This window comes from Peribacillus aracenensis (genome assembly GCF_025175645.1).
Classification (GTDB): Bacteria; Bacillota; Bacilli; order Bacillales; family DSM-1321; genus Peribacillus; species Peribacillus aracenensis.
In genome coordinates, this window is record NZ_JANZMJ010000002.1 from 73,870 (window position 1) to 93,367 (window position 19,498).

The window sequence follows — 19,498 nt, forward strand, 5'->3', positions numbered from 1 at the left end:
TCTTGTTTTTTATTAAGCGTTAATGTTATTTGAATTTAAGGCATTTTCAACACTTACATAGTTGTAGCCAAGGTCTGTGGCAACTGCTTCGAACGTGATTTCACCGTTCGCTACATTGACGCCTTTTGCAAGTGCATCATTTTCAAGGATCGCTTTGATGGCACCTTTGTTTGCAATTTGAAGTGCAAATGGTACTGTTACGTTAGTTAATGCAACTGTAGAAGTTTGAGGCACTGCTCCTGGCATATTCGCCACTGCATAATGCACTACTCCATGTTTAACATAAGTAGGGTTATCATGTGTTGTTATGTGGTCGACCGTTTCAAAGATACCGCCTTGGTCGATTGCAACATCGACAATGACTGAACCAGGAGACATCGATTTAACCATTTCTTCAGTAACGAGCTTAGGAGCTTTTGCACCTGGAATCAATACAGCACCGATCACTAAATCGGCATCTTTGACTGCTTCCGCAATATTATAAGGATTGGAGATAAGTGTAGTCAGTTCATTTCCGAAAATATCATCAAGCTGACGAAGGCGGTCAGGGCTTAAGTCAAGAATGGTAACATCTGCGCCTAATCCAATAGCGATTTTAGCAGCATTCGTTCCAACCATACCTCCGCCGACAACAGCGACTTTACCACGTTTAACTCCAGGAACTCCGCTTAAGAGTATTCCTTTGCCGCCGTTATTTTTTTCAAGGAACTGAGCACCGATTTGTGCAGCCATGCGTCCTGCAACTTCACTCATTGGTGTCAATAATGGTAGTGTGCGGTTTACCGCAACCGTTTCATAAGCAATGGCCAAGACACCGCTTTCTTTTAGGGCCTGAGTTAGTGCCGGTTCAGCCGCAAGATGTAAATATGTGAAAAGGATTAAATCTTTTCGGAAATATTTATATTCAGATGAGATAGGCTCTTTTACTTTCATGATCATTTCTGTGCTTGACCAGACGCTAGCAGCGTCCTCGACTATAACAGCACCAGCTTCTTGATATGATTCATTTGTAAAGCTGCTTCCTAGACCTGCGTTCATTTCGATTAATACTTCGTGACCTGCATTGACTAATGCCACAACCCCGGCTGGAGTGATAGCTACACGGTTTTCATTGTTTTTAATCTCTTTTGGAATTCCTATTCTCATCTTAATCCCTCCAATAATATGTTTTTACTATTTGTATAACAAGTATAGTTGGAAAAAGAAATAGTTAGTATGTGGAAATCAGAAAATTGAAAAAGGTGTATTTGTGGAATTCCACAAACGCAGTGTCAAAAAATATGGGCTAGCCAGGAACAAGACCTTTTTAAAAGCCGAATTCAATTCTTTGCAATAGGTTCTTGAATGCGCTCTAAAATCCTTCTTTTCTTATATAGCATGATTCCCGTATCGGCTATATCGGCAATCATGGAACGATTTGTAAGGGCGCCAAAGATTATCCCGGCAACAGGAACCATTTGCATAAGCTTTTTCCAGCCAAACTGATCACGGTATGTATAAACGACTTCCCGCCAACCTTGCAGTTCGGATGCTATTTCCCTTTTTGATTGGGAATCGGTCTGGTCCATTTTCGATAATTCATTTAATAGAGCCTTTTTGCCGACAACATCCGATGTTGTGAATTGCAGACATTTGACGATGAAAATACGTTCTTGGCGGTCTCTAGGATTGAAGCCATATGTAATGGAGATATCCTGAAGCGTTTTGATCGACATGCCGAGAAGAAGGGGGATGTCGATGGCCAAAGTGAAAATTCCGCCAATCCCTGTAGTGGCACCTTGAACCGTTGCCAATTTGCTGCCTGAATTTTTAATATCCTGACTCACGCTATCCATGATTTGGAGGGGGATGCCTGAAACATCTTTCAGGGCTTTAATTTCCAACTCGGGAACCTTTGCTTGCAGCTGACTTAGAATATGAGTTTCTTTCGTTAAATATTTTCCGCCATTCTGAATGTAGCTGCCGATTTCATCAAGCATGACACCCAATTTTTTCTGAATGAAATCCGGTGTCAACTTATCCAATAGCTTGAAGGGAATCCGTCCGATCCGCTCCCAAAACCATAGTCCTTTCTGATCTTTTTCCCATTTTTCAATGATTGTTAATTCTTTTTCAAGCTCTTCTTTTGTTTCAAGTTTCATATGATCAACCTTTCCACACTTCTAGTATTCCATATCAGGGAATATATCATTAATTTTTCTTGTGAAATTCATCATATTGATTAAGTTTAATGTTAAGGAAGAGGGACATTTTTTGAATCGGGTCTTTTAGTCGAATATTTCCCACTTCAGAGATTCTTTTTAATCGGTAATTCAATGTATTCACATGGATATGAAGATTACTTGAAGATTCATTTGGATTGCAGTCTTTCTCTAGATAGACAGTGAGCGTTCGCAGCAATTCCGTCTGGTTTTTCATGTCATATGCTTTTAGCTTAAGGATTGAAGGATGAACACGACGCTGTTTGTTGCTTGCGAGTGACTCAATCATTTGAAACATGCCAAGTTCTTCATAATGTAAAATGAGTTTCATGTCATCTGGGAAAATACTCTTCATTTTAAGGGTGTATTGAGCTTCTTCGTAACTTGATTTAACATCCATTAAGTTTTTATACATATTGCCAGCCGTTCCAAGGATATGCTCAACACCGAAACGCTGTTTCATCTCCAGAATGAAAAAAGGAATGAACTCATAAATCGATGAAGTGAAAGATGGGCTGTTTTCCTGGTTGCCTCCCGCGAAAAGAATGAGCTTGTTATGGTCAATGGCGAATAAGGAACTGTTTATCTTCTGAGTGGTCGTTAACATGTATGAGATGTAGCGCTCCACTTCGCGATTGATCTCTTTAGGAAATTCGAATACCAATATGGAAAAAACCACTGGAACGTGGATGGAAAATTTCTTGAAATGTTCAATTATTTCCGATTCTTCTTGGTAGTGCCCGGTCAACATGCGCCAAAGGAACTCTTGATGACCTGCTTCTTTCCTTTTCTTTTTCAATTGCAATTGCTGTAACTGGTTCTTCGCCTCCTTGGCAGCGAATTGCAGAAATTTCATATCTTCTCCGGAGAAAGGTTCATTTACTTCCAAAGCCCAAATGAATCCAAGTACTTCATTATTTTTCCGGATGGAAACCGCAACCCTGTTACCGAGACCGACATCACTGATGGCCCCGATTTTAATGGGGGCATCTTCTTTCAATAATGCGGGGATGAAGCCATCTTTCCATAAACTGTTGATGACCTTTTCAGGGACACGTCTTCCGATTATGGTCATGATACGAGCCTGATCCGTAGTATCATCGTGTGTGCTATAAGCAAGTAAGCGGTGGTTACCGTCCTCGATCGTAATGGGGCAACCCAAAACAGAACTGATTCTATCGGCAAATTCCATCATATCTCCATAAAGGTCTTTAAAAATATCTCTATTTTTTTCGAATTCCTTCATTTTTATTTGCCCCTCGCTAAAAAAAATTCCTTCTTCTTGAATTTTAAACGTTTCCTATTAATAAGCATAGATAAATCCTTTGTTAAAAACAGAAAATCCCTACCGTGGAAACCGGAAGGGATTTTATTTTAGAATAAGAAGTTAATTAAAAGATAAAGCAAACCAGCTAATGTTGCCGAGATGGGAATGGTAATGAACCAAGTGATGATCATTCTTTTTGCCGTTCCCCATTTAACGCCCTTGACACGATGCGCAGATCCAACACCAAGGATTGAAGACGAAATAACATGGGTTGTACTGACTGGCATGTGTATAACTGTCGCGCCGAAAATGATGAAAGCCCCGGTTAAATCCGCTGCAACACCATTGACCGGACGGATTTTCATGATTTTGCCGCCAACGGTTTTAATGATTTTCCATCCGCCGACGGAAGTTCCAAGCCCCATTGCTAGCGCACAGGAGAATTGAACCCAGAAGGGGATATCGGTACTTGATGCATAACCATTCGCAATGAGGGCCATCGTGATGATACCCATCGCTTTTTGTGCATCGTTCGTTCCGTGGGTATACGATTGAAGTGCCGCAGTAGCAATCTGTATAGTACGGAATTTTTGGTTTGTTTTTGTCAGGTTATTATTTTTAAAGACTACTTTAAAGATGCTGTATACGATAAACCCGATTGCAAAAGCAATTAGCGGGGAGAAGATCAAAGCTTGAAGAATTTTCATGAATCCTTCCCATTTAATGCCGGTGAAGCCTGCTGCAGCAATGGCGGCACCGGCAATCGAACCAATCAATGCATGGGAGGAACTGCTTGGTATTCCGTAATACCAGGTAAGAAGGTTCCATATGATAGCGGCAAGCAGAGCAGCCATGATTACATACGAACCATTCGGAAGCGTGAACGGATCCACGATATCCTTCGTTATGGTCTTCGCTACTCCAGTGAATGTCATAGCTCCGACGAAATTCATGATGGCTGCCATGATGATGGCATGCCTAGGCTTCATGGCCTTTGTTGAAACGGCAGTCGCAATTGCATTGGCTGTATCATGAAAACCATTGATGAAGTCAAATGCTAAAGCAAAGAAAACGATTAATATTGTTAAAATTAATAAAGTATCCATTTATTGGGGTACTCCTTAGGCGTTTTTCATTATGATTGTTTCAAGTGTATTGGCCACTGCTTGACAGTGATCGGCAATCTCTTCAAGGCTTTCGTAAATTTCTTTATATTGAATGATCCTGATTGGATCTTTTTCAACTGTAAACAAGTTTTTGATTGATTGACGTTGGATTCCGTCACAAACTGATTCAAGATCTTTAATCTTGATTGCATTTTCACGAATCATTGGTAATTTCTTAGTGGATAGTGTATCGACAGCATTTTCAATCTCATACGTACACTGTTTGATTGCATCCACAAACTTAAGCATATACTCATCTGCATTGACAATTGAGTACATCTCGAATAATGCTGCACAGTGTTCCAAACCGTCTATGACATCATCCATTCTCATGGTCAATTCAAGAATATCTTCCCGTTCGATAGGAGTGATGAAGGCATTGTTCAGCTCTTTAATCACATTATGAACCATTGAATCGCCTTTATGCTCATAGTCTTTCATCGTATCTGAAAATACTTTGAGATCGGAGATGTTTTTGAGTTTATAATCCGCGAAATAGTCAGCACCTTCTTTAAGGTTTTGAGCGATGTTAAAAAGCATTACTGCGAATTTGTCTTTTTTTGATTTAAAAGCCATGTTAAAGCCTCCCAATTAGTCATGCAAATTTACGCACTTTAGTCGTACGCTTAGTATTAACAAATTGATTGTAACGAATTCATGTAGTATCCGGGAAGGTTTTTCGACGAAAATTTACAAAATCTTAATAAAACTTTATATAAAAACACAATGAAAATTAAAAAATGGGAAAAACCCTACAATTATAAGGGGAATCTGTAGAAAAAAAGCCTTTCCAATATGGAAAGGCAAAAGTTTCTATAAAAATAAAGCAATTAAATAGTAAATGATTCCAGCTAAGGAAGCGGAAATTGGCAATGTAATGAACCAAGTGATCAACATGTTTTTTGCGGTTCCCCATTTTACCCCTTTGATGCGGTGTGCAGAACCGACCCCAAGTATTGAAGAAGATATGACATGTGTCGTGCTGACCGGCATATGCAGGAAGGTTGCACCGAAAATGATGGATGCTCCAGTCATATCGGCAGCCACGCCGTTAACCGGGCGGATTTTCATGATTTTACCGCCAACGGTTTTGATGATCTTCCAGCCTCCGATTGATGTTCCAAGCGCCATGGCTATTGCGCAGGATAGTTGTACCCAGAAAGGAACTTCAGAGGTAGAGGCATACCCATTTGCGATTAAAGCCATCGTGATGATCCCCATGGATTTTTGAGCATCATTCGTTCCATGTGTATAAGACTGGATGGCAGCCGTGAGAATCTGTATTCTCCTGAATCGCTTATTGGTTTTACCTAAATTATTATTTTTGAATACTACCTTGAAGATACTGTATACAATGAATCCAAGCGTGAAGGCAAGGATAGGGGATAGAATCAATGCTTGTACAATTTTAGTGAATCCACTCCATTTAATCGTATCGAATCCACTAGCCACGATGGCAGCTCCCGCTATTGAACCAATGATCGCATGGGAGGAACTGCTTGGAATGCCAAAATACCAAGTGATTAAATTCCATATTATTGCCGAAAGCAGGGCGGCAAGGATTACATAAGAACCATTGTTCAATGTGAAAGGATCAACGATATCCTTCGTTATGGTATGCGCTACACCGGTGAAGGTCAGTGCTCCTAATAAATTCATGACCGCAGCCATGATGATTGCATGACGTGGTTTAAGCGCCTTTGTTGATACTGCTGTAGCGATGGCGTTAGCCGTATCATGGAAGCCATTGATAAAGTCAAAGACCAAAGCAAAAATAATAATTAGCGCGGTTAAGATGAGTAGGCTATTCATACATGGAGGACTCCCTTGATTTCAAGTATGTAAAGTGTATATGGATTGTCGCCAATGAATGGGCAGGACAGTTTGCAACTCCTCAATATTAGAATGGGAGTTTTACATTTGATTATTCTTAAAATTTGGCACCTTCTTTTTTACTTGGTTTTAAGCCGAACTATTCAATTGTAACGAATTTCATACCTATAAGGATAGATGTTTCGTCATTTTTTTACAAAATATTTAACTTAGTGAATGATTTAAAAGACAAAATGATCCCTTTAATATATATAAATGGTATGTAAGGGTGTGTTTTCGCTTAAGAGGCTCTATAAGTCCCGAAGCTTATGGTTAGAAATAGAAGGTGGAGGGAGGTATAATTGGTAAATAAAAGTAAGGGGGAATGATGGAATGATTTCAAATATTGGGGAAACGATCACCTTACATAATGGAGTTAAAATGCCACAGTTGGGTTTCGGTGTATTTAAAGTGAAAAATGGCAATGAAACGGTTGAATCCGTCAAGAAAGCGATCGAAGTTGGTTATCGTGCGATTGATACGGCGGCCATTTATGAAAATGAAGAAGGTGTTGGCCAGGCGATTAGGGAATGCGGAGTGCCACGTGAAGAATTGTTCATTACATCTAAAGTGTGGAATACAGAGCAAGGATACGAAACGACGCTCCAGGCATTTGATGATAGTTTACATCGCCTTGGTTTGGAATACTTGGATTTATACCTGATCCACTGGCCGGGAAAAGATAAATATCTGGAAACCTGGAGGGCATTGGAAAAGCTTTATAAGGATGGAAAGGTGAAATCAATCGGTGTAAGTAATTTCCATGTGCATCATTTGGAGAAGTTACTTGCAAACAGTGAAGTGAAACCGGTGGTCAATCAAATTGAATTGCATCCACTTTTGACTCAAGTCGAAATTCGTGACTACTGTGCAAAACATGAAATAAAGGTAGAATCTTGGAGCCCGCTGGGCAGAGGGAACCTATTGGAAGAGCCGACAATTAATCATATAGCGAAGAAGCACGGGAAAAGCTCAGCCCAAGTGTTGATTAGGTGGCATCTACAACATGATCTAGTTGTAATACCTAAATCGATTACGCCGTCCCGTATCAAGGAAAATGCAGAGGTATTTGACTTTTCATTAAGCCTGAATGAAATGAATCAAATAGATGCCTTGAACAAAAATGAACGGTTCGGCAGCAATCCCGATGAACTTTTGTTCTAAAAAATACTGATAGAAGGGTGTCCCGAATGGGGCATCCTTTTTCTTTTTCCTCATGAACATAATTGAGACAGTTATTGCTTATACTAACTATGTGACAAAGTTGAGCATATGGTATACCCGTTTAATATGTCTAATAATCCTGTTTTCGTTGCCAAATATTTTTAAAAAAAATTAGGTTTTAGATTAATTAAACGGGGAAAATAATGAGTACAGCGGCAAACAAAAAGAAAAAAATCACTAACATGAGGATTGTCCAATCAGTTACTCAAGGGCTATAGCTAGCTAAATCTACCCAATAACTAAAACATTCACATTCATTAGATATTGTGCGTTATCGGCATCATACCATTTGAATGTAAAAGTTAAAAATACTGAAAAAAGGCATGACAATATGGAAGTGATTTGATTTCTTGGAGTCTGCTGCAGAAATTGAAAAATAACTAATTTAAAGGAGGAAATATATTATGGGATTTTTATGGTCATTAATTATCGGAGGTATCATTGGTTGGTTAGCAGGTATGATCGTTGGACGTGACGTACCATTTGGAATTATCGGTAACATTATCGCTGGTTTTGTTGGTGCATGGTTAGGTTCATTAATTCTTGGGAACTGGGGCCCTTCAGTAGCGGATTTCGCTATAATTCCAGCATTGATTGGTGCTATCGTGTTTGTTTTCGTCTTAAGCCTTATCTTAAAAGGCATGAGAAAAGCTTCATAAATGCAAAGATTAAGCTGGCCCAAGTGGCCAGCTATTTTTTTTTTGCCAAAATGGACAGATTTCGTCCCGGCATGCTTTAAACCAATTCAACCCAATCGTAGAAAATCCTGCCGCTGGTCCACAAAAAATATGGGCAACAATTTCAAACCAATGGAAGTAATAAGAACACCGTCCCAATGGAACGGTGTTTATTCAGTTTAAATGGTGACATCGAATATTTCAGGTCTATCCATGAAAGGAGCTTCAATGCTCATTTTTTTTTCTGAAATGGGGTGGATGAATTCGATTTTCCTTGCATGCAGGGCTTGACGTGGAAATGTCTTTTTTCCGCCATACAAGGTATCTCCGGCCAAGGGGTGATTCAAATGACTGAAATGCACCCTGATTTGATGGGTTCGGCCGCTTTCCAGTGTACAGCTGACAAGCGTCAAGTTTTTCTTGGGATCGCGATTGAGTACCTGAAAATGGGTGACTGCCGTCTGGCCTGTAGGGGAAACCCTTCGTCTCGTGGCATGGTGTCGGTCGCGGCCAATTTTTTCTTTGATTTCGCCTTCGTTCTTTTTAATGTTTCCTTCGACTAAAGCTAGATATGTCCGTTTGATCTCCCTTTCTTCCAACATTCTATCTAGCATGGACCCTATGAGGCGGTTTTTGGCAAAAAGGACCGCACCGGTGGTATCCTGATCAAGCCTATGAATATGCTTGATCATACAGGACTGGCCAGTTTTTTGAAGATGGTGCGCCACTCCATTGATGAGGGAGTGTGACTCACCCGGTTGAGAAGGGTGGGTATCCATTCCAGCCGGTTTATTGGCTATCAACAACACATCATCTTCATATATGATGGAAATTCCTAAGTCTGTCGCTTGAACAGTTTCTTTTTCAGCGTGATCCGATAAAGGGATGCTGATCGTATCCCCTTCATTAAGAACAGTTGACCATGCGACGGAATTTCCGTTCACTGTCACTTCTTTACTCATCCTCCATTCATGGACTAATTTCTTTGGGGCCTTCCACCGCTCCCTAAAAAGCTTTTCCAATGTTAATCCATTCCAACTTTGAAGAACATCTATTTTTAAATGTTGGTTAGTTAATTTAAAATTTTCCAATTAGACTCCTACTTTCGACTACTTTGGTTTTATTTAAATGAAAAAAATATTTAATATTTAAAGATAAATCGTGAAAAAAGTAACCTTGGACCTATTGATGAAATTTTCGTGGTGGAAATTACCACATATTTTTTACAAAATTTATGTTATTCTATTGGGAAAGAAATCGCTTGTCCTAGAATATACATATAATAGATAGGTCTAACGGATCTGAAAAAAGGTGGTTTTTTTAGTGAAGACGGTCTTTTCTTCAACTGAAGAACAAGAGCAAGAAATAGCGAGTCTCGTTTCTCGTTTCTACGAATCTGTATTTCCAAAATACTTTACGGAAAGTGAAATTCTTCATTTTCGCGAGATTGGCGTTTTAGAACCCAATCAAAGTTCTGTTACTTACTTGGCAACATTAAGAGACGCATTTCAAGTAATGACATGTCTTCAAGTTCTTATGTCGATATTAGACAAACAAAAGAGAGAAGATTTTATAATGATGGAATCTAAATCTGAAGAATTGTTCCAACATAACATCACACTATTGAATGAATGCGGAATATTCTTCCCCTTTTATTATGACCATTTTTCAAGTATAAACCAAGAAGCGAATAATGATATGCAGATGATGGACATCCAGGTGGCGAATCAATATTTAGTATAAGGCAAAAAAAATGAGCCGGCTATAACGGGAGAAGCATTTCCGTTAAGGCCGGCTCATTTTTTCCATTCCTAATTAATATCATGGTCCTCGAACCATTTCTCGAACGTTACTTCATCATTAAAACCGACGATTCGTTCTTGTTCTTCACCATTTTTATAGTGAACGATGGTCGGGGTCTTTTTGATGCCATAATCGCTCCATCCTTGTTCAAACTCCAAAAGATTGAATTGAACAAGATCAATACCCAACTTCTCTGCCAAAGGTGCTACGACTGGTGTGGTTTTTTGGCTGGTTGAATTCGTAGGACTATAGAAATAAACGGTCACGTCTTTACTATCTTGGAGGTCCTTCTCCAACTCTACAGGAAGGATCAAATTTTGATAATTGGGGTCATCCAGCTGATCGACAGTGGCAGGTTTAAGCTTATCCTTGCCGTATGGATTTCCTTTTGATTTTTCTTCTTTTTTCATGTTTGTAAAAACGCCCAGCAGGACAAAAAGGGCGACGATTATCACTAAAAATATAGCCATTTTCTTCATTAAGCTGCAACCTCCTTGGATCTTGTCCATACGATGTAAATAATAATGACGAATGCAGTCAAGGCTAGAACGTGATGGTGATGAAACCAATACGTTAATATATTGTCCTGTACATGGAACCCTTCCTCATGCAAGGGTGTGTTCGGGAAAGAATGAAACCTTTGCAAAATAATGATACGTGAAAATGTATGCACCGATGCTGTTACTATCCTGGTATAAAAGCAAATCCAATGATCTTATCGAATGATTGCAATTCCTAAAATGATCGTAAAAGGATACGCCGCTGATACCAACAGAGCGCAAACGGTTCATTTTGCTTAATTTCAGAGAAATAAAAGCTTCCAAACATAGCAATGATGGAGCAGCCAAGGCTAAAGTTAATAGGTTTTCCCCATTGCAAATAGTCTTGTTCATGGTTCCTCTTCCCCATCTCTTTTTGCTCTCATGAAAAGTATAGTATGTATGGACGGGGTCTGTAAAATATATATTCTTTTTATCGGGCATTGAGAATGGTTTTTATCCATGCAATTTTGAAATCCATGGGTAGGTTCAGTTGTTTTAATTTTTGAATAAGGGGTATAATTCTTATGGAAGAGATTAAAGGAGTATGAGGAAAATGCCCAATTTGGACCTGCATAAATATGAAAAAATAATGGAAATACGTAATATGAGGCTAGGAGACATAGATGAAATAATTGCTTTGCAGTCGAGTTGCTTTCCTGGAATGGTTCCCTGGAAGCGAGATCAGCTTGAGAGTCATCTGGCAATTTTTCCGGAAGGACAGTTTGTGGCTGAATATGATGGAAAAGTGATTGGCTCATGTTCCAGTCTCATTATTAATTTTGACGAATATGATGACCGACATACATGGGATGATGTAACAGATAATGGATACATCACGAATCATAATCCGGACGGTTATAATTTATATGGGATCGAGGTCATGGTCCATCCTAAATTCCGCAGGATGAAAATTGGTCAAAGACTATATGATTCACGAAAAGAACTTGTTGCCCATTTGAATTTAAAAAGCATCATTATCGGCGGCAGGATCCCCAATTACCATAAACATGCGGAGGAACTGTTACCAAGGGAATATGTGAAAGAAGTGCAATTGCATAAAATATATGATCCGGTTCTTTCGTTCCAGCTTTTAAATGGGTTCACGCTTATGAGGATCAATCCGAATTATTTACCGGATGATCTGCAATCGAATAAGTATGCTACGCTCATGGAGTGGAATAACGTCGATTATCAACCTAAAACAAAACGTTATTATAAAACATCAGAACCGGTAAGGGTTTGCGTCGTGCAGTACATGCTGCGTAAAATCGATTCATTCGAAGACTTCGCTAACCAAGTCGAGTATTTTACCGACGTTGCTTCGGATGCCAATGCGGATTTCGCCGTGTTCCCGGAATTATTCACCACCCAGCTGATGTCTTTCTTGAATGAAAGATCACCAAGCTTGGCTGTACGGAAACTGTCGGATTTCACGGAGCAGTACATTGAATTGTTTACCACTTTAGCTGTAAGGTATAACGTCAATATCATCGGCGGTTCCCATTTCGTAAAAGAAGATGATGATAATATCTATAATATCGCTTATTTATTCCGTCGCGATGGAACGATTGAAAAGCAATATAAAATTCATATCACACCAAATGAAAGAAAATGGTGGGGTATTAACGCCGGTGACCGCGTTCGAGTCTTTGATACGGACTGTGGAAAAATCGCCATACAAATTTGTTATGATATTGAGTTTCCGGAACTCGCCCGGATTGCTACCGACATGGGAGCCAAAATCATATTCACTCCATTTTGTACAGAAGACAGGCAAGGCTACCTGCGAGTTCGTTATTGTGCTCAGGCCCGTGCTGTGGAAAACCAAATTTATACCGTCATTTCCGGAACGGTCGGGAATCTTCCGCAAACGGAAAATATGGATATTCAGTATGCCCAATCGGGAATCTTCGCTCCATCGGATTTCGAATTTGCGCGTGACGGCATAGTCGGGGAAACCAGCCCGAACCTTGAGATGGTCCTGATAGGCGATGTTGATTTGGAGATCTTAAGGCGGGAGCGTCAGTCTGGTACTGTAAGGCAATTGAAAGATCGCCGCCATGATATTTACAATCTGCATTACAAAAATGGCGAAAAATAAAGAGGTAAAAAAGGCTCGTGATGTGAAGAATGCTAGATGTGGTTCTTTTCATTACGAGCCTTTACTTCATTTATTGGAATAAATATGATAATTTTGTATATGTAAGGAAGATACATAATCATTACAAATAAGGCGTTGGGAGGAGATGTTGGAGATGGATTGGAAATCTTTATACACCACATGGGCAGGGTACCAGAATTTAAATGGGGAATTACGTGTCCTCCTTGAGGAAATGCAGCGGGATGAAGCAAAACTCGAAGATGCCTTTTATAAAAATTTAGAATTTGGAACAGGCGGGATGCGTGGGGAAATCGGAGCGGGAACGAACCGGATGAATCTTTACACTGTAAGGAAGGCTACGGTTGGGTTGGCTCAATATATCTCTTCGTTTGGGGAAGAAGCAAAAGGAAGAGGGGCTGTGATCGCTTATGATTCGAGGCATAAGTCCCCGGAATTTGCACTCGAAGCAGCTAAGACCTTGGCTACATTTGGGGTGAAGGCTTATTTATTCGATGAATTGCGTCCGACTCCGGAATTGTCGTTTGCGGTTCGCGAGCTGAATGCTTTTGCTGGAATCGTCATCACGGCAAGCCACAATCCGCCTGAATATAATGGTTACAAGGTTTATGGGCAGGATGGGGCACAATTGCCCCCGGAAGCAGCCGATCAAGTGATCAGCTACGTGAATGCCATTGAAAATGAGCTTGAAATTCAGATTGAAGAAGCTGATATCCTTAAAGGGAAGGGCCTCATCGAAATGGTCGGGGAGGAATTGGATGCGGCATATAACCGTAAGTTGCTCACAGTTCCCGAGAATCCGCAGCTTGCCGAGGAAATAGATGTGTCAATCGTCTTTACACCGCTTCATGGAACGGCCAATAAATCCGTCAGGCGGGCACTGCAAAGCTTAGGGTATCAAAATTTGCATATCGTCAAGGAGCAGGAATTGCCAGATCCGAATTTTTCGACAGTTAAGTCACCAAATCCTGAGGAACCAGCTGCATTTGAAATGGCCATCGAACTTGGAAACAAAGTGGATGCGGATTTATTGATCGCAACAGACCCAGATGCCGACCGGCTTGGAATTGCCGTGAAAAACGAAGTAGGTCAATATGTTGTCCTGACTGGAAATCAAACAGGTGCACTTTTCCTGGACTATTTACTGTCCCAGAAAAATGAAAAAGGGAAGATTCCTCAAAATGGAGTCGTCTTAAAAACCATCGTCACTTCAGAAATCGGTCGGGCGATTGCCGAGTCATATGGCTTGAAGACGGTTGATGTACTTACCGGGTTTAAGTTCATCGCCGAGAAAATAAATCAATATCATGTAAGCGGGGAAAATAGCTTTTTGTTCGGATATGAAGAAAGCTACGGTTACCTGATTAAAGACTTTGCACGTGATAAGGATGCCATTCAAGCCGCAGTGCTGGCTGTTGAAGTCTGTGCTCATTATAAAAAGCAGGGATTGACACTATATGAAGGGTTACTGAATGTGTTTGAAAAATACGGCTTTTATTTGGAAGGATTACGTTCATTGACTTTAAAGGGCATAGAGGGAGCGAAACAGATTTCTGGAATATTGAATCAATTCCGTCAAAATCCCCCTTCCCGAATAGCTGGCATTCCGGTAGTTGCTGAAGAAGACTATCAACGCAGCAAAAAGCGTACATTACTTTCGAATGATGAAGATTTGATCGAGCTTCCGAAATCAAATGTATTGAAGTATTTCCTTGAAGATGGTACATGGGTTTGCCTCCGCCCTTCTGGCACTGAACCGAAAATTAAATTCTATTTCGGTGTCCAAGGTAAATCAATGCCAGAAGCTCAGTCCAAGTTATCGGGAGTCATGGAAGATTTCATGAGCAAGATTGAGGCGTTGGTTTAAATATATGAAAGCTAAACGAAAGACCCTTTTCGGTCTTTCGTTTTTTTGTGATAGGAAATTTTCAGCAGCATGAATGATCAAAACTCTAGGAAATTCCGTTTCCGGTTTGGTATACTGTATTGGCGACTGATCTCGGAAAACATCGGGAATAATGGAGGTATTAATTCATGAAATTAGTAATCATTAACGGTTCACCACGTAAACAAGGGCGTACGGGGATAGCCTCACGCTACATATCCAAGAAATACGGAGCGGAACTTATTGATTTAAGCAATAGTGAAATCCCTTTATATTCAGGTGAAGGTGAGCAATATCAATTGGATGTGATTCAAGGTCTTCGGAAAAGCATCGAGGAAGCGGATGGCGTAATCCTGACCACTCCGGAATATCATGGTTCCATGAGCGGAGCCTTGAAAAATGCCTTGGATTTTCTAAGTAGTGAGCAATTCACGCATAAACCAGTTGCACTTTTGGCTGTCTCCGGCGGAGGTAAAGGTGGAATCAACGCCTTGAATTCCATGAGGACAGTGGGGCGAAGCCTTTATGCAAATGTGATAGCTAAACAATTGGTGCTTGATCCACATTGCTTCGATTACGAAAATGATGGTTTATTTGAAGAATCTGCCGTACTTGTAGAAGGTATGATTGAAGAGCTTAAAATGTATGCAACTGCATATACTGCAATGAAAAAATAATGAAAATGGGGGTCAGGTATTTAAATACCTGACCCTTCCTTGTTTTATAGGGTTTCACCAGCCAAAGTTATATCCCCGATAATTAATCCTCTTGTATAAATTTTCCCGTTTTGCAAAAACTATAGTTGATTTTAGCTTGGAAGTTCACTTAAATAATCACTTGTTTGTTCTGCTGCATGATCCAGATAGCGAAGCAGTGCATACAGCTGGGATTGAATGATTTGATAATCATGCTCAAACCTGTAAGCATGCAAAAAATGTTCTATTTTTTTCGAAAGAAAGTGATCTTTCGTTCGAACCATCAATACTAACAAGCTGTCCCAATCAGAACGGTGTGTGTGAAACAATGCCTGATCATAATCCGCAATCCTCATGTTCTTCTCCCCCTTAATAAGGAGCTATTTGTATTTTGTTCAGATATGAAAGAACATTTCCTTACAATAAGTGGCGATGTATTTGGACCGCGGTTGTTGCTTTTTTCCTGAATAAAAATAAAAGGTGAGTGCATGAGGAAAATACTTGTAATAGGAATATTGGTGCTGCTTTTTTTTCCTGAACCATCGCTGGCGGCAAAAGCGTATTCCCCTGAACAGATGGAAATGGATCTGCAGGGAATCCAAAAGCAGTATGAAGTTAACGTTAAAATAATCGGACAAACTGAAAAAGGGAAAAATATAAAGGCAGTCAAATTAGGGAAAGGAAAAAGATCGATTTTGCTGGTGGGATCACATCATGGAAGGGAATGGCTCAGCTCCATACTTTTAATGCGCATGCTTGAAGAGTATGCAGCCGCCTATCAAGCGGGCAAACCAGTTGGAGAATACCGGACGGAATCATTGGATGAAGTGAGCATCTGGTTCATTCCGATGCTGAATCCAGATGGAGTAAGCATCCAGCAAGGAGATCTCTCCAACTTAAATGTTTTTGAAAAGGCTGCAGTATGGAAAATGAACCGATTTAGCAGGAATTGGTCCAGGTGGAAAGCCAACGCTAAAGGCATTGATTTAAATAGGCAGTATCCGACTGGATGGCAAGAGGTCATGAGTGATGAAACAAAACCAACGTATCAATTTTATAAAGGCGGAAAACCATTAGTAGCAGCTGAAGTAAAAGCGCTTACGGATTTCACGAAGGAGATCGATCCCCTTATTGCTGTTTCCTACCATACCTCAGGAAGGGAAATCTTTTGGCATTACAAAAACAAACGGAAAAATATGGCGAGGGATTATGGGATTGCCAAAAAAACTTCCGAATTGACTGGATATGAACTGACCTTTCCGGAAAAAGAAGCGGTAGGAAGCGGATTTACGGATTGGTTCATCACTGAATTCCGCCGCCCGGGAATGACGATCGAGCTTAGTTATTTAGTGGATGAAACCAATCCGCCGTTGGCTGTGTTTCCTGAGGAGTGGAAGAGGAATCGATTGGTTGGAATCATGCTTGTAAAAGAAGCGAAGCAGCTGCATAACAACTGAACAATTTTACATAATAATAGTAAGCGGAAAGTATAAGGAGGAAAAGATTTTGAAAAAAGTCATCGTGTTGCTAATGGGGATTTTTTTGATCATGCAAGCAGGGGCCATTTCAGCACATGCCCAAAAACCCGATTACGAAAAATACGGAAAGATTGCAATTACAGTTGTGCAGGCAGATTATCCTGAAGTTGAGATTAATGATTACGAATATAAGGGCAGAAAAACTGTATCGAAAAATCTCGTCGAAGACGTTTTCAGATTCTTGGTCGATGATAAAGGTCAGAAGTTCAATGTAATCGTGACCGTACAACATGATTTGAAAAATGAAAAATTACTTAGTTTGAAGGTCACGGAGCAAAAAGAGAAGTGAGGTCAGAACAAACGGAAAATTCAAGGTAGGCACCTTATCGGACATCTTCACCTCGAGAAGATGTTTTTTTCTGATTTCTTTTATAGGTTGTCGGGAAAATGGTGAATACCGGATTAGTTGCCAATGGAAAGTGATTCACATCCGTTCAGCTGCCATGAAGTTTTCATTGCATTTATGAGCAGCTAACCAGTATAGTTAGTATCAGATTGAAACAATAAGCTTGATTGTAGGGGTATTAAAAAATGAGAAGGTTTAAGAAAGTTTATGTGGAAATTACGAATATATGTAATTTGAAGTGTAATTTTTGTCCAAGTTCCAGCTTGCAAAGGACCCTGAAATTCATGGATCCTGAAGGGTTTACGGATGTAATCAAGAAAATCAAACCACACACCGATCATATTTATTTTCATCTGATGGGTGAACCATTTTTAAATAAAAATTTGGGTACATTCCTGGATATCAGTGCTGAAAATGACCTGAAGGTTAATATTACAACGAACGGTACTTTGATTCAAAAGGTCAAAGACAAGCTGCTCTCCAAAAAAGCCCTTCGGCAGGTGAATATTTCACTTCATAGCTTTGAGGCAAATGATACGAGCAATAGCCTTGATTCTTATGTCAGTAATATTGCCGATTTCATAAATGAAGCAAATGAAAAAAGTGAAGTGATTTGTGCCATTCGTTTATGGAATATGGATACGGCTGAATTAAAAGCGAGTAATGGCCTGAACGACGATATTCTTAGCATGCTGGAGGAGAAGCTTTCATTGGACATTCGTTTAAGTGAAGCTCTTCAGCAAAAGAATAATATTAAGTTGAAGGACCGGGTTTATATAAACATGGCCGAAAAATTCGAGTGGCCGGAATTGGACCGTGACATTATCGATGAAAATATTTTCTGCTATGCCCTTAGAGATCAGTTAGGCATCTTGGTGGATGGTACAGTGGTACCTTGTTGCTTGGATAGTGAAGGGAAAATACCGCTTGGAAATATATTCGAAACATCACTTGAAGACATTTTAAATGGTGAACGGGCGAAAAATATGTATGATGGTTTTTCAAGAAGATGTGCAGTTGAAGAATTATGTAAACGCTGTGGCTATGCAAAGCGCCATAAAAAATAAGATTAAGAAAAACCACGGAGCCCATCTTCGTGGTTTTTTGTGTGATTGAATGATATTGCTCCTTCTTTTTTATTAAAAATTCAGAATATTGTTGTTTTATTGGAAGTCCCGTGATAAAATACTCACTATTATTGATGAAGTGATAACTTCATATTGTTCTATAAAAAGTATTGGATTCATATCTTGCTTCAGAGGGGATGTTTTATGGATTTACAGCAAAAGGTTAAAGAAGTATTCCCTAGTTTATCCACTGGTCAAAAAAAGGTAGCAAAATACTTGTTAGTGCATTCACATACATTTGCAGTCACTTCAGCTCAAGAGCTCGGTAAGGATATAGGGGTGAGTGAAACGACCATCATCCGCTTTTGCTATTCATTGGGGTTAAGTGGATATGCGGAACTTCAAAAACTTATTCGCAATCAATTGATATACGAGAGCAGCAGTTTGAATGAATATCATTCTTCAAAACTTGAAGCCGCGAATCAGCCAAACTTCATGGCTCAGGTGATGGGGCAAGATATCATCAGCATTGAAAAGACAATGAATAATTTATCAAATGAAGATTTCTCCAAAACAGTTGATAAATTGGCGGCAGCTGACAATGTTTTGATATCCGGACACCGGTTATCATTTTCGGCAGCACATTGGTTAACCTTTACGCTGAGGCTTGTTAGGGAAGAGGTCCATTTATATAGGCCTGATACAGATGATATTTTTTTACTGTTGAATAAAATGACTGAAAATTCCGTTTTCGTATCCATTTCTTTTCACCGTTATGTTAAAGAGACTGTGAAAATCACGGAAATGGCCAAAAAAGCGGGTGCATTTGTAATTGGTGTTACAGATTCTGAACTGGCTCCAATTGCTGAATACGCTGACATATTATTGCCCATTTCAACACCCAGGACTTCCACTATCGATACGGCACCGGTGTTATTCTCATTATTGAATAGTTTAGTAGCTGGTGTATCGATTAAGGACGAACAGGGTTTCAAAGAAAGAAAAGCTATATATGATGCGTTCAATCAAGACGAATTTTTCTTTTAAAAGATTAAATTTCCATCAGTTCGGTGAACAAGCCGATTAAACCGGGATA

20 protein-coding genes are annotated in these 19,498 nt (G+C 39.8%); 10 read left to right on the top strand and 10 right to left on the bottom strand.

All coding sequences use genetic code 11. The features are described 5' to 3' along the window. Positions 1-12 precede the first annotated feature (12 nt). The 6 genes from ald to N0M92_RS03020 all read right to left on the bottom strand — a co-directional run bounded on the left by ald (position 13) and on the right by N0M92_RS03020 (position 6,446). Complete coding sequence (gene ald / locus N0M92_RS02995) at positions 13-1,146, bottom strand: alanine dehydrogenase (RefSeq protein ID WP_260284394.1); 1,134 nt, start codon at positions 1,144-1,146, stop codon at positions 13-15. Between the two features lie 173 nt (positions 1,147-1,319). Further along, positions 1,320-2,141, bottom strand: a complete 822-nt coding sequence (locus N0M92_RS03000; protein ID WP_260284395.1) for an EcsC family protein — start codon at positions 2,139-2,141, stop codon at positions 1,320-1,322. 49 nt (positions 2,142-2,190) lie between these two features. Then, positions 2,191-3,447, bottom strand: coding sequence for a PucR family transcriptional regulator (locus N0M92_RS03005; RefSeq protein WP_260284396.1), 1,257 nt, complete (start codon positions 3,445-3,447; stop codon positions 2,191-2,193). Positions 3,448-3,575: 128 nt separating this feature from the next. Beyond that, positions 3,576-4,574 carry an inorganic phosphate transporter gene (locus tag N0M92_RS03010; protein WP_260284397.1) on the bottom strand — a complete coding sequence of 333 codons (999 nt, stop codon included), beginning with the start codon at positions 4,572-4,574 and terminating at the stop codon, positions 3,576-3,578. Positions 4,575-4,589: 15 nt separating this feature from the next. Continuing rightward, the gene (locus tag N0M92_RS03015; RefSeq protein ID WP_063235631.1) at positions 4,590-5,210 is read right to left on the bottom strand and encodes a DUF47 domain-containing protein; all 621 of its coding nucleotides are present in this window, start codon (positions 5,208-5,210) and stop codon (positions 4,590-4,592) included. A 237-nt stretch (positions 5,211-5,447) separates the two neighbouring features. Beyond that, entirely contained in the window at positions 5,448-6,446 is a 999-nt protein-coding gene (locus N0M92_RS03020; RefSeq protein WP_260284398.1) for an inorganic phosphate transporter, read from the bottom strand. Positions 6,447-6,839: 393 nt separating this feature from the next. Here N0M92_RS03020 and N0M92_RS03025 point away from each other — a divergent pair, with 393 nt between their 5' ends. Together N0M92_RS03025 and N0M92_RS03030 are read left to right on the top strand one after the other, a co-directional pair. Then, positions 6,840-7,670: an aldo/keto reductase gene (locus tag N0M92_RS03025; RefSeq protein WP_260284399.1), complete on the top strand. Its 831-nt coding sequence runs from the start codon at positions 6,840-6,842 to the stop codon at positions 7,668-7,670. A 464-nt stretch (positions 7,671-8,134) separates the two neighbouring features. Further along, positions 8,135-8,389: a GlsB/YeaQ/YmgE family stress response membrane protein gene (locus tag N0M92_RS03030; RefSeq protein ID WP_179086047.1), complete on the top strand. Its 255-nt coding sequence runs from the start codon at positions 8,135-8,137 to the stop codon at positions 8,387-8,389. Between the two features lie 197 nt (positions 8,390-8,586). Here the strand turns inward: N0M92_RS03030 and N0M92_RS03035 are convergent, their stop codons facing one another. Continuing rightward, complete coding sequence (locus N0M92_RS03035) at positions 8,587-9,498, bottom strand: RluA family pseudouridine synthase (protein WP_260284400.1); 912 nt, start codon at positions 9,496-9,498, stop codon at positions 8,587-8,589. Between the two features lie 232 nt (positions 9,499-9,730). Between N0M92_RS03035 and N0M92_RS03040 the strand changes: the two genes are divergently transcribed. Beyond that, positions 9,731-10,150, top strand: a complete 420-nt coding sequence (locus N0M92_RS03040; RefSeq protein WP_260284401.1) for a YhcU family protein — start codon at positions 9,731-9,733, stop codon at positions 10,148-10,150. Between the two features lie 68 nt (positions 10,151-10,218). Here the strand turns inward: N0M92_RS03040 and N0M92_RS03045 are convergent, their stop codons facing one another. Further along, entirely contained in the window at positions 10,219-10,689 is a 471-nt protein-coding gene (locus N0M92_RS03045) for a thioredoxin family protein (RefSeq protein ID WP_192203476.1), read from the bottom strand. Between the two features lie 126 nt (positions 10,690-10,815). After that, positions 10,816-11,103 carry a hypothetical protein gene (locus N0M92_RS03050; RefSeq protein WP_260284402.1) on the bottom strand — a complete coding sequence of 96 codons (288 nt, stop codon included), beginning with the start codon at positions 11,101-11,103 and terminating at the stop codon, positions 10,816-10,818. A gap of 202 nt (positions 11,104-11,305) precedes the next feature. Here N0M92_RS03050 and N0M92_RS03055 point away from each other — a divergent pair, with 202 nt between their 5' ends. The 3 genes from N0M92_RS03055 to N0M92_RS03065 all read left to right on the top strand — a co-directional run bounded on the left by N0M92_RS03055 (position 11,306) and on the right by N0M92_RS03065 (position 15,433). Then, complete coding sequence (locus tag N0M92_RS03055) at positions 11,306-12,853, top strand: carbon-nitrogen hydrolase family protein (RefSeq protein WP_260284403.1); 1,548 nt, start codon at positions 11,306-11,308, stop codon at positions 12,851-12,853. 154 nt (positions 12,854-13,007) lie between these two features. Then, positions 13,008-14,738: a phospho-sugar mutase gene (locus N0M92_RS03060; protein ID WP_260284404.1), complete on the top strand. Its 1,731-nt coding sequence runs from the start codon at positions 13,008-13,010 to the stop codon at positions 14,736-14,738. 167 nt (positions 14,739-14,905) lie between these two features. Beyond that, entirely contained in the window at positions 14,906-15,433 is a 528-nt protein-coding gene (locus tag N0M92_RS03065; RefSeq protein WP_076367619.1) for an NADPH-dependent FMN reductase, read from the top strand. Positions 15,434-15,564: 131 nt separating this feature from the next. Here N0M92_RS03065 and N0M92_RS03070 read toward each other — a convergent pair whose 3' ends face one another. Beyond that, entirely contained in the window at positions 15,565-15,807 is a 243-nt protein-coding gene (locus N0M92_RS03070; RefSeq protein WP_260284405.1) for a YhdB family protein, read from the bottom strand. Positions 15,808-15,939: 132 nt separating this feature from the next. Here N0M92_RS03070 and N0M92_RS03075 point away from each other — a divergent pair, with 132 nt between their 5' ends. The 4 genes from N0M92_RS03075 (at position 15,940) to N0M92_RS03090 (ending at position 19,449) form a co-directional block, all read left to right on the top strand. Continuing rightward, complete coding sequence (locus N0M92_RS03075; protein ID WP_260284406.1) at positions 15,940-16,908, top strand: M14 family zinc carboxypeptidase; 969 nt, start codon at positions 15,940-15,942, stop codon at positions 16,906-16,908. 49 nt (positions 16,909-16,957) lie between these two features. Continuing rightward, positions 16,958-17,278, top strand: coding sequence for a YqzG/YhdC family protein (locus N0M92_RS03080; protein WP_260284407.1), 321 nt, complete (start codon positions 16,958-16,960; stop codon positions 17,276-17,278). A 242-nt stretch (positions 17,279-17,520) separates the two neighbouring features. Then, positions 17,521-18,402, top strand: a complete 882-nt coding sequence (locus tag N0M92_RS03085) for a radical SAM/SPASM domain-containing protein (RefSeq protein ID WP_192203482.1) — start codon at positions 17,521-17,523, stop codon at positions 18,400-18,402. 204 nt (positions 18,403-18,606) lie between these two features. Then, positions 18,607-19,449 (top strand): MurR/RpiR family transcriptional regulator, encoded by an 843-nt coding sequence (locus N0M92_RS03090; RefSeq protein WP_260284408.1) that lies wholly within the window; start codon positions 18,607-18,609, stop codon positions 19,447-19,449. Positions 19,450-19,498 lie beyond the last annotated feature (49 nt).

What these genes read in the sequence shown, in the direction of transcription:
- ald (WP_260284394.1), bottom strand. Translation starts at nt 1,146, where the DNA reads ATGAGAATAGGAATTCCAAAAGAGATTAAAAACAATGAAAACCGTGTA.
- N0M92_RS03000 (WP_260284395.1), bottom strand. Translation starts at nt 2,141, where the DNA reads ATGAAACTTGAAACAAAAGAAGAGCTTGAAAAAGAATTAACAATCATT.
- N0M92_RS03005 (WP_260284396.1), bottom strand. Translation starts at nt 3,447, where the DNA reads ATGAAGGAATTCGAAAAAAATAGAGATATTTTTAAAGACCTTTATGGA.
- N0M92_RS03010 (WP_260284397.1), bottom strand. Translation starts at nt 4,574, where the DNA reads ATGGATACTTTATTAATTTTAACAATATTAATCGTTTTCTTTGCTTTA.
- N0M92_RS03015 (WP_063235631.1), bottom strand. Translation starts at nt 5,210, where the DNA reads ATGGCTTTTAAATCAAAAAAAGACAAATTCGCAGTAATGCTTTTTAAC.
- N0M92_RS03020 (WP_260284398.1), bottom strand. Translation starts at nt 6,446, where the DNA reads ATGAATAGCCTACTCATCTTAACCGCGCTAATTATTATTTTTGCTTTG.
- N0M92_RS03025 (WP_260284399.1), top strand. Translation starts at nt 6,840, where the DNA reads ATGATTTCAAATATTGGGGAAACGATCACCTTACATAATGGAGTTAAA.
- N0M92_RS03030 (WP_179086047.1), top strand. Translation starts at nt 8,135, where the DNA reads ATGGGATTTTTATGGTCATTAATTATCGGAGGTATCATTGGTTGGTTA.
- N0M92_RS03045 (WP_192203476.1), bottom strand. Translation starts at nt 10,689, where the DNA reads ATGAAGAAAATGGCTATATTTTTAGTGATAATCGTCGCCCTTTTTGTC.
- N0M92_RS03050 (WP_260284402.1), bottom strand. Translation starts at nt 11,103, where the DNA reads ATGAACAAGACTATTTGCAATGGGGAAAACCTATTAACTTTAGCCTTG.
- N0M92_RS03055 (WP_260284403.1), top strand. Translation starts at nt 11,306, where the DNA reads ATGCCCAATTTGGACCTGCATAAATATGAAAAAATAATGGAAATACGT.
- N0M92_RS03060 (WP_260284404.1), top strand. Translation starts at nt 13,008, where the DNA reads ATGGATTGGAAATCTTTATACACCACATGGGCAGGGTACCAGAATTTA.
- N0M92_RS03065 (WP_076367619.1), top strand. Translation starts at nt 14,906, where the DNA reads ATGAAATTAGTAATCATTAACGGTTCACCACGTAAACAAGGGCGTACG.
- N0M92_RS03070 (WP_260284405.1), bottom strand. Translation starts at nt 15,807, where the DNA reads ATGAGGATTGCGGATTATGATCAGGCATTGTTTCACACACACCGTTCT.
- N0M92_RS03075 (WP_260284406.1), top strand. Translation starts at nt 15,940, where the DNA reads ATGAGGAAAATACTTGTAATAGGAATATTGGTGCTGCTTTTTTTTCCT.
- N0M92_RS03085 (WP_192203482.1), top strand. Translation starts at nt 17,521, where the DNA reads ATGAGAAGGTTTAAGAAAGTTTATGTGGAAATTACGAATATATGTAAT.
- N0M92_RS03090 (WP_260284408.1), top strand. Translation starts at nt 18,607, where the DNA reads ATGGATTTACAGCAAAAGGTTAAAGAAGTATTCCCTAGTTTATCCACT.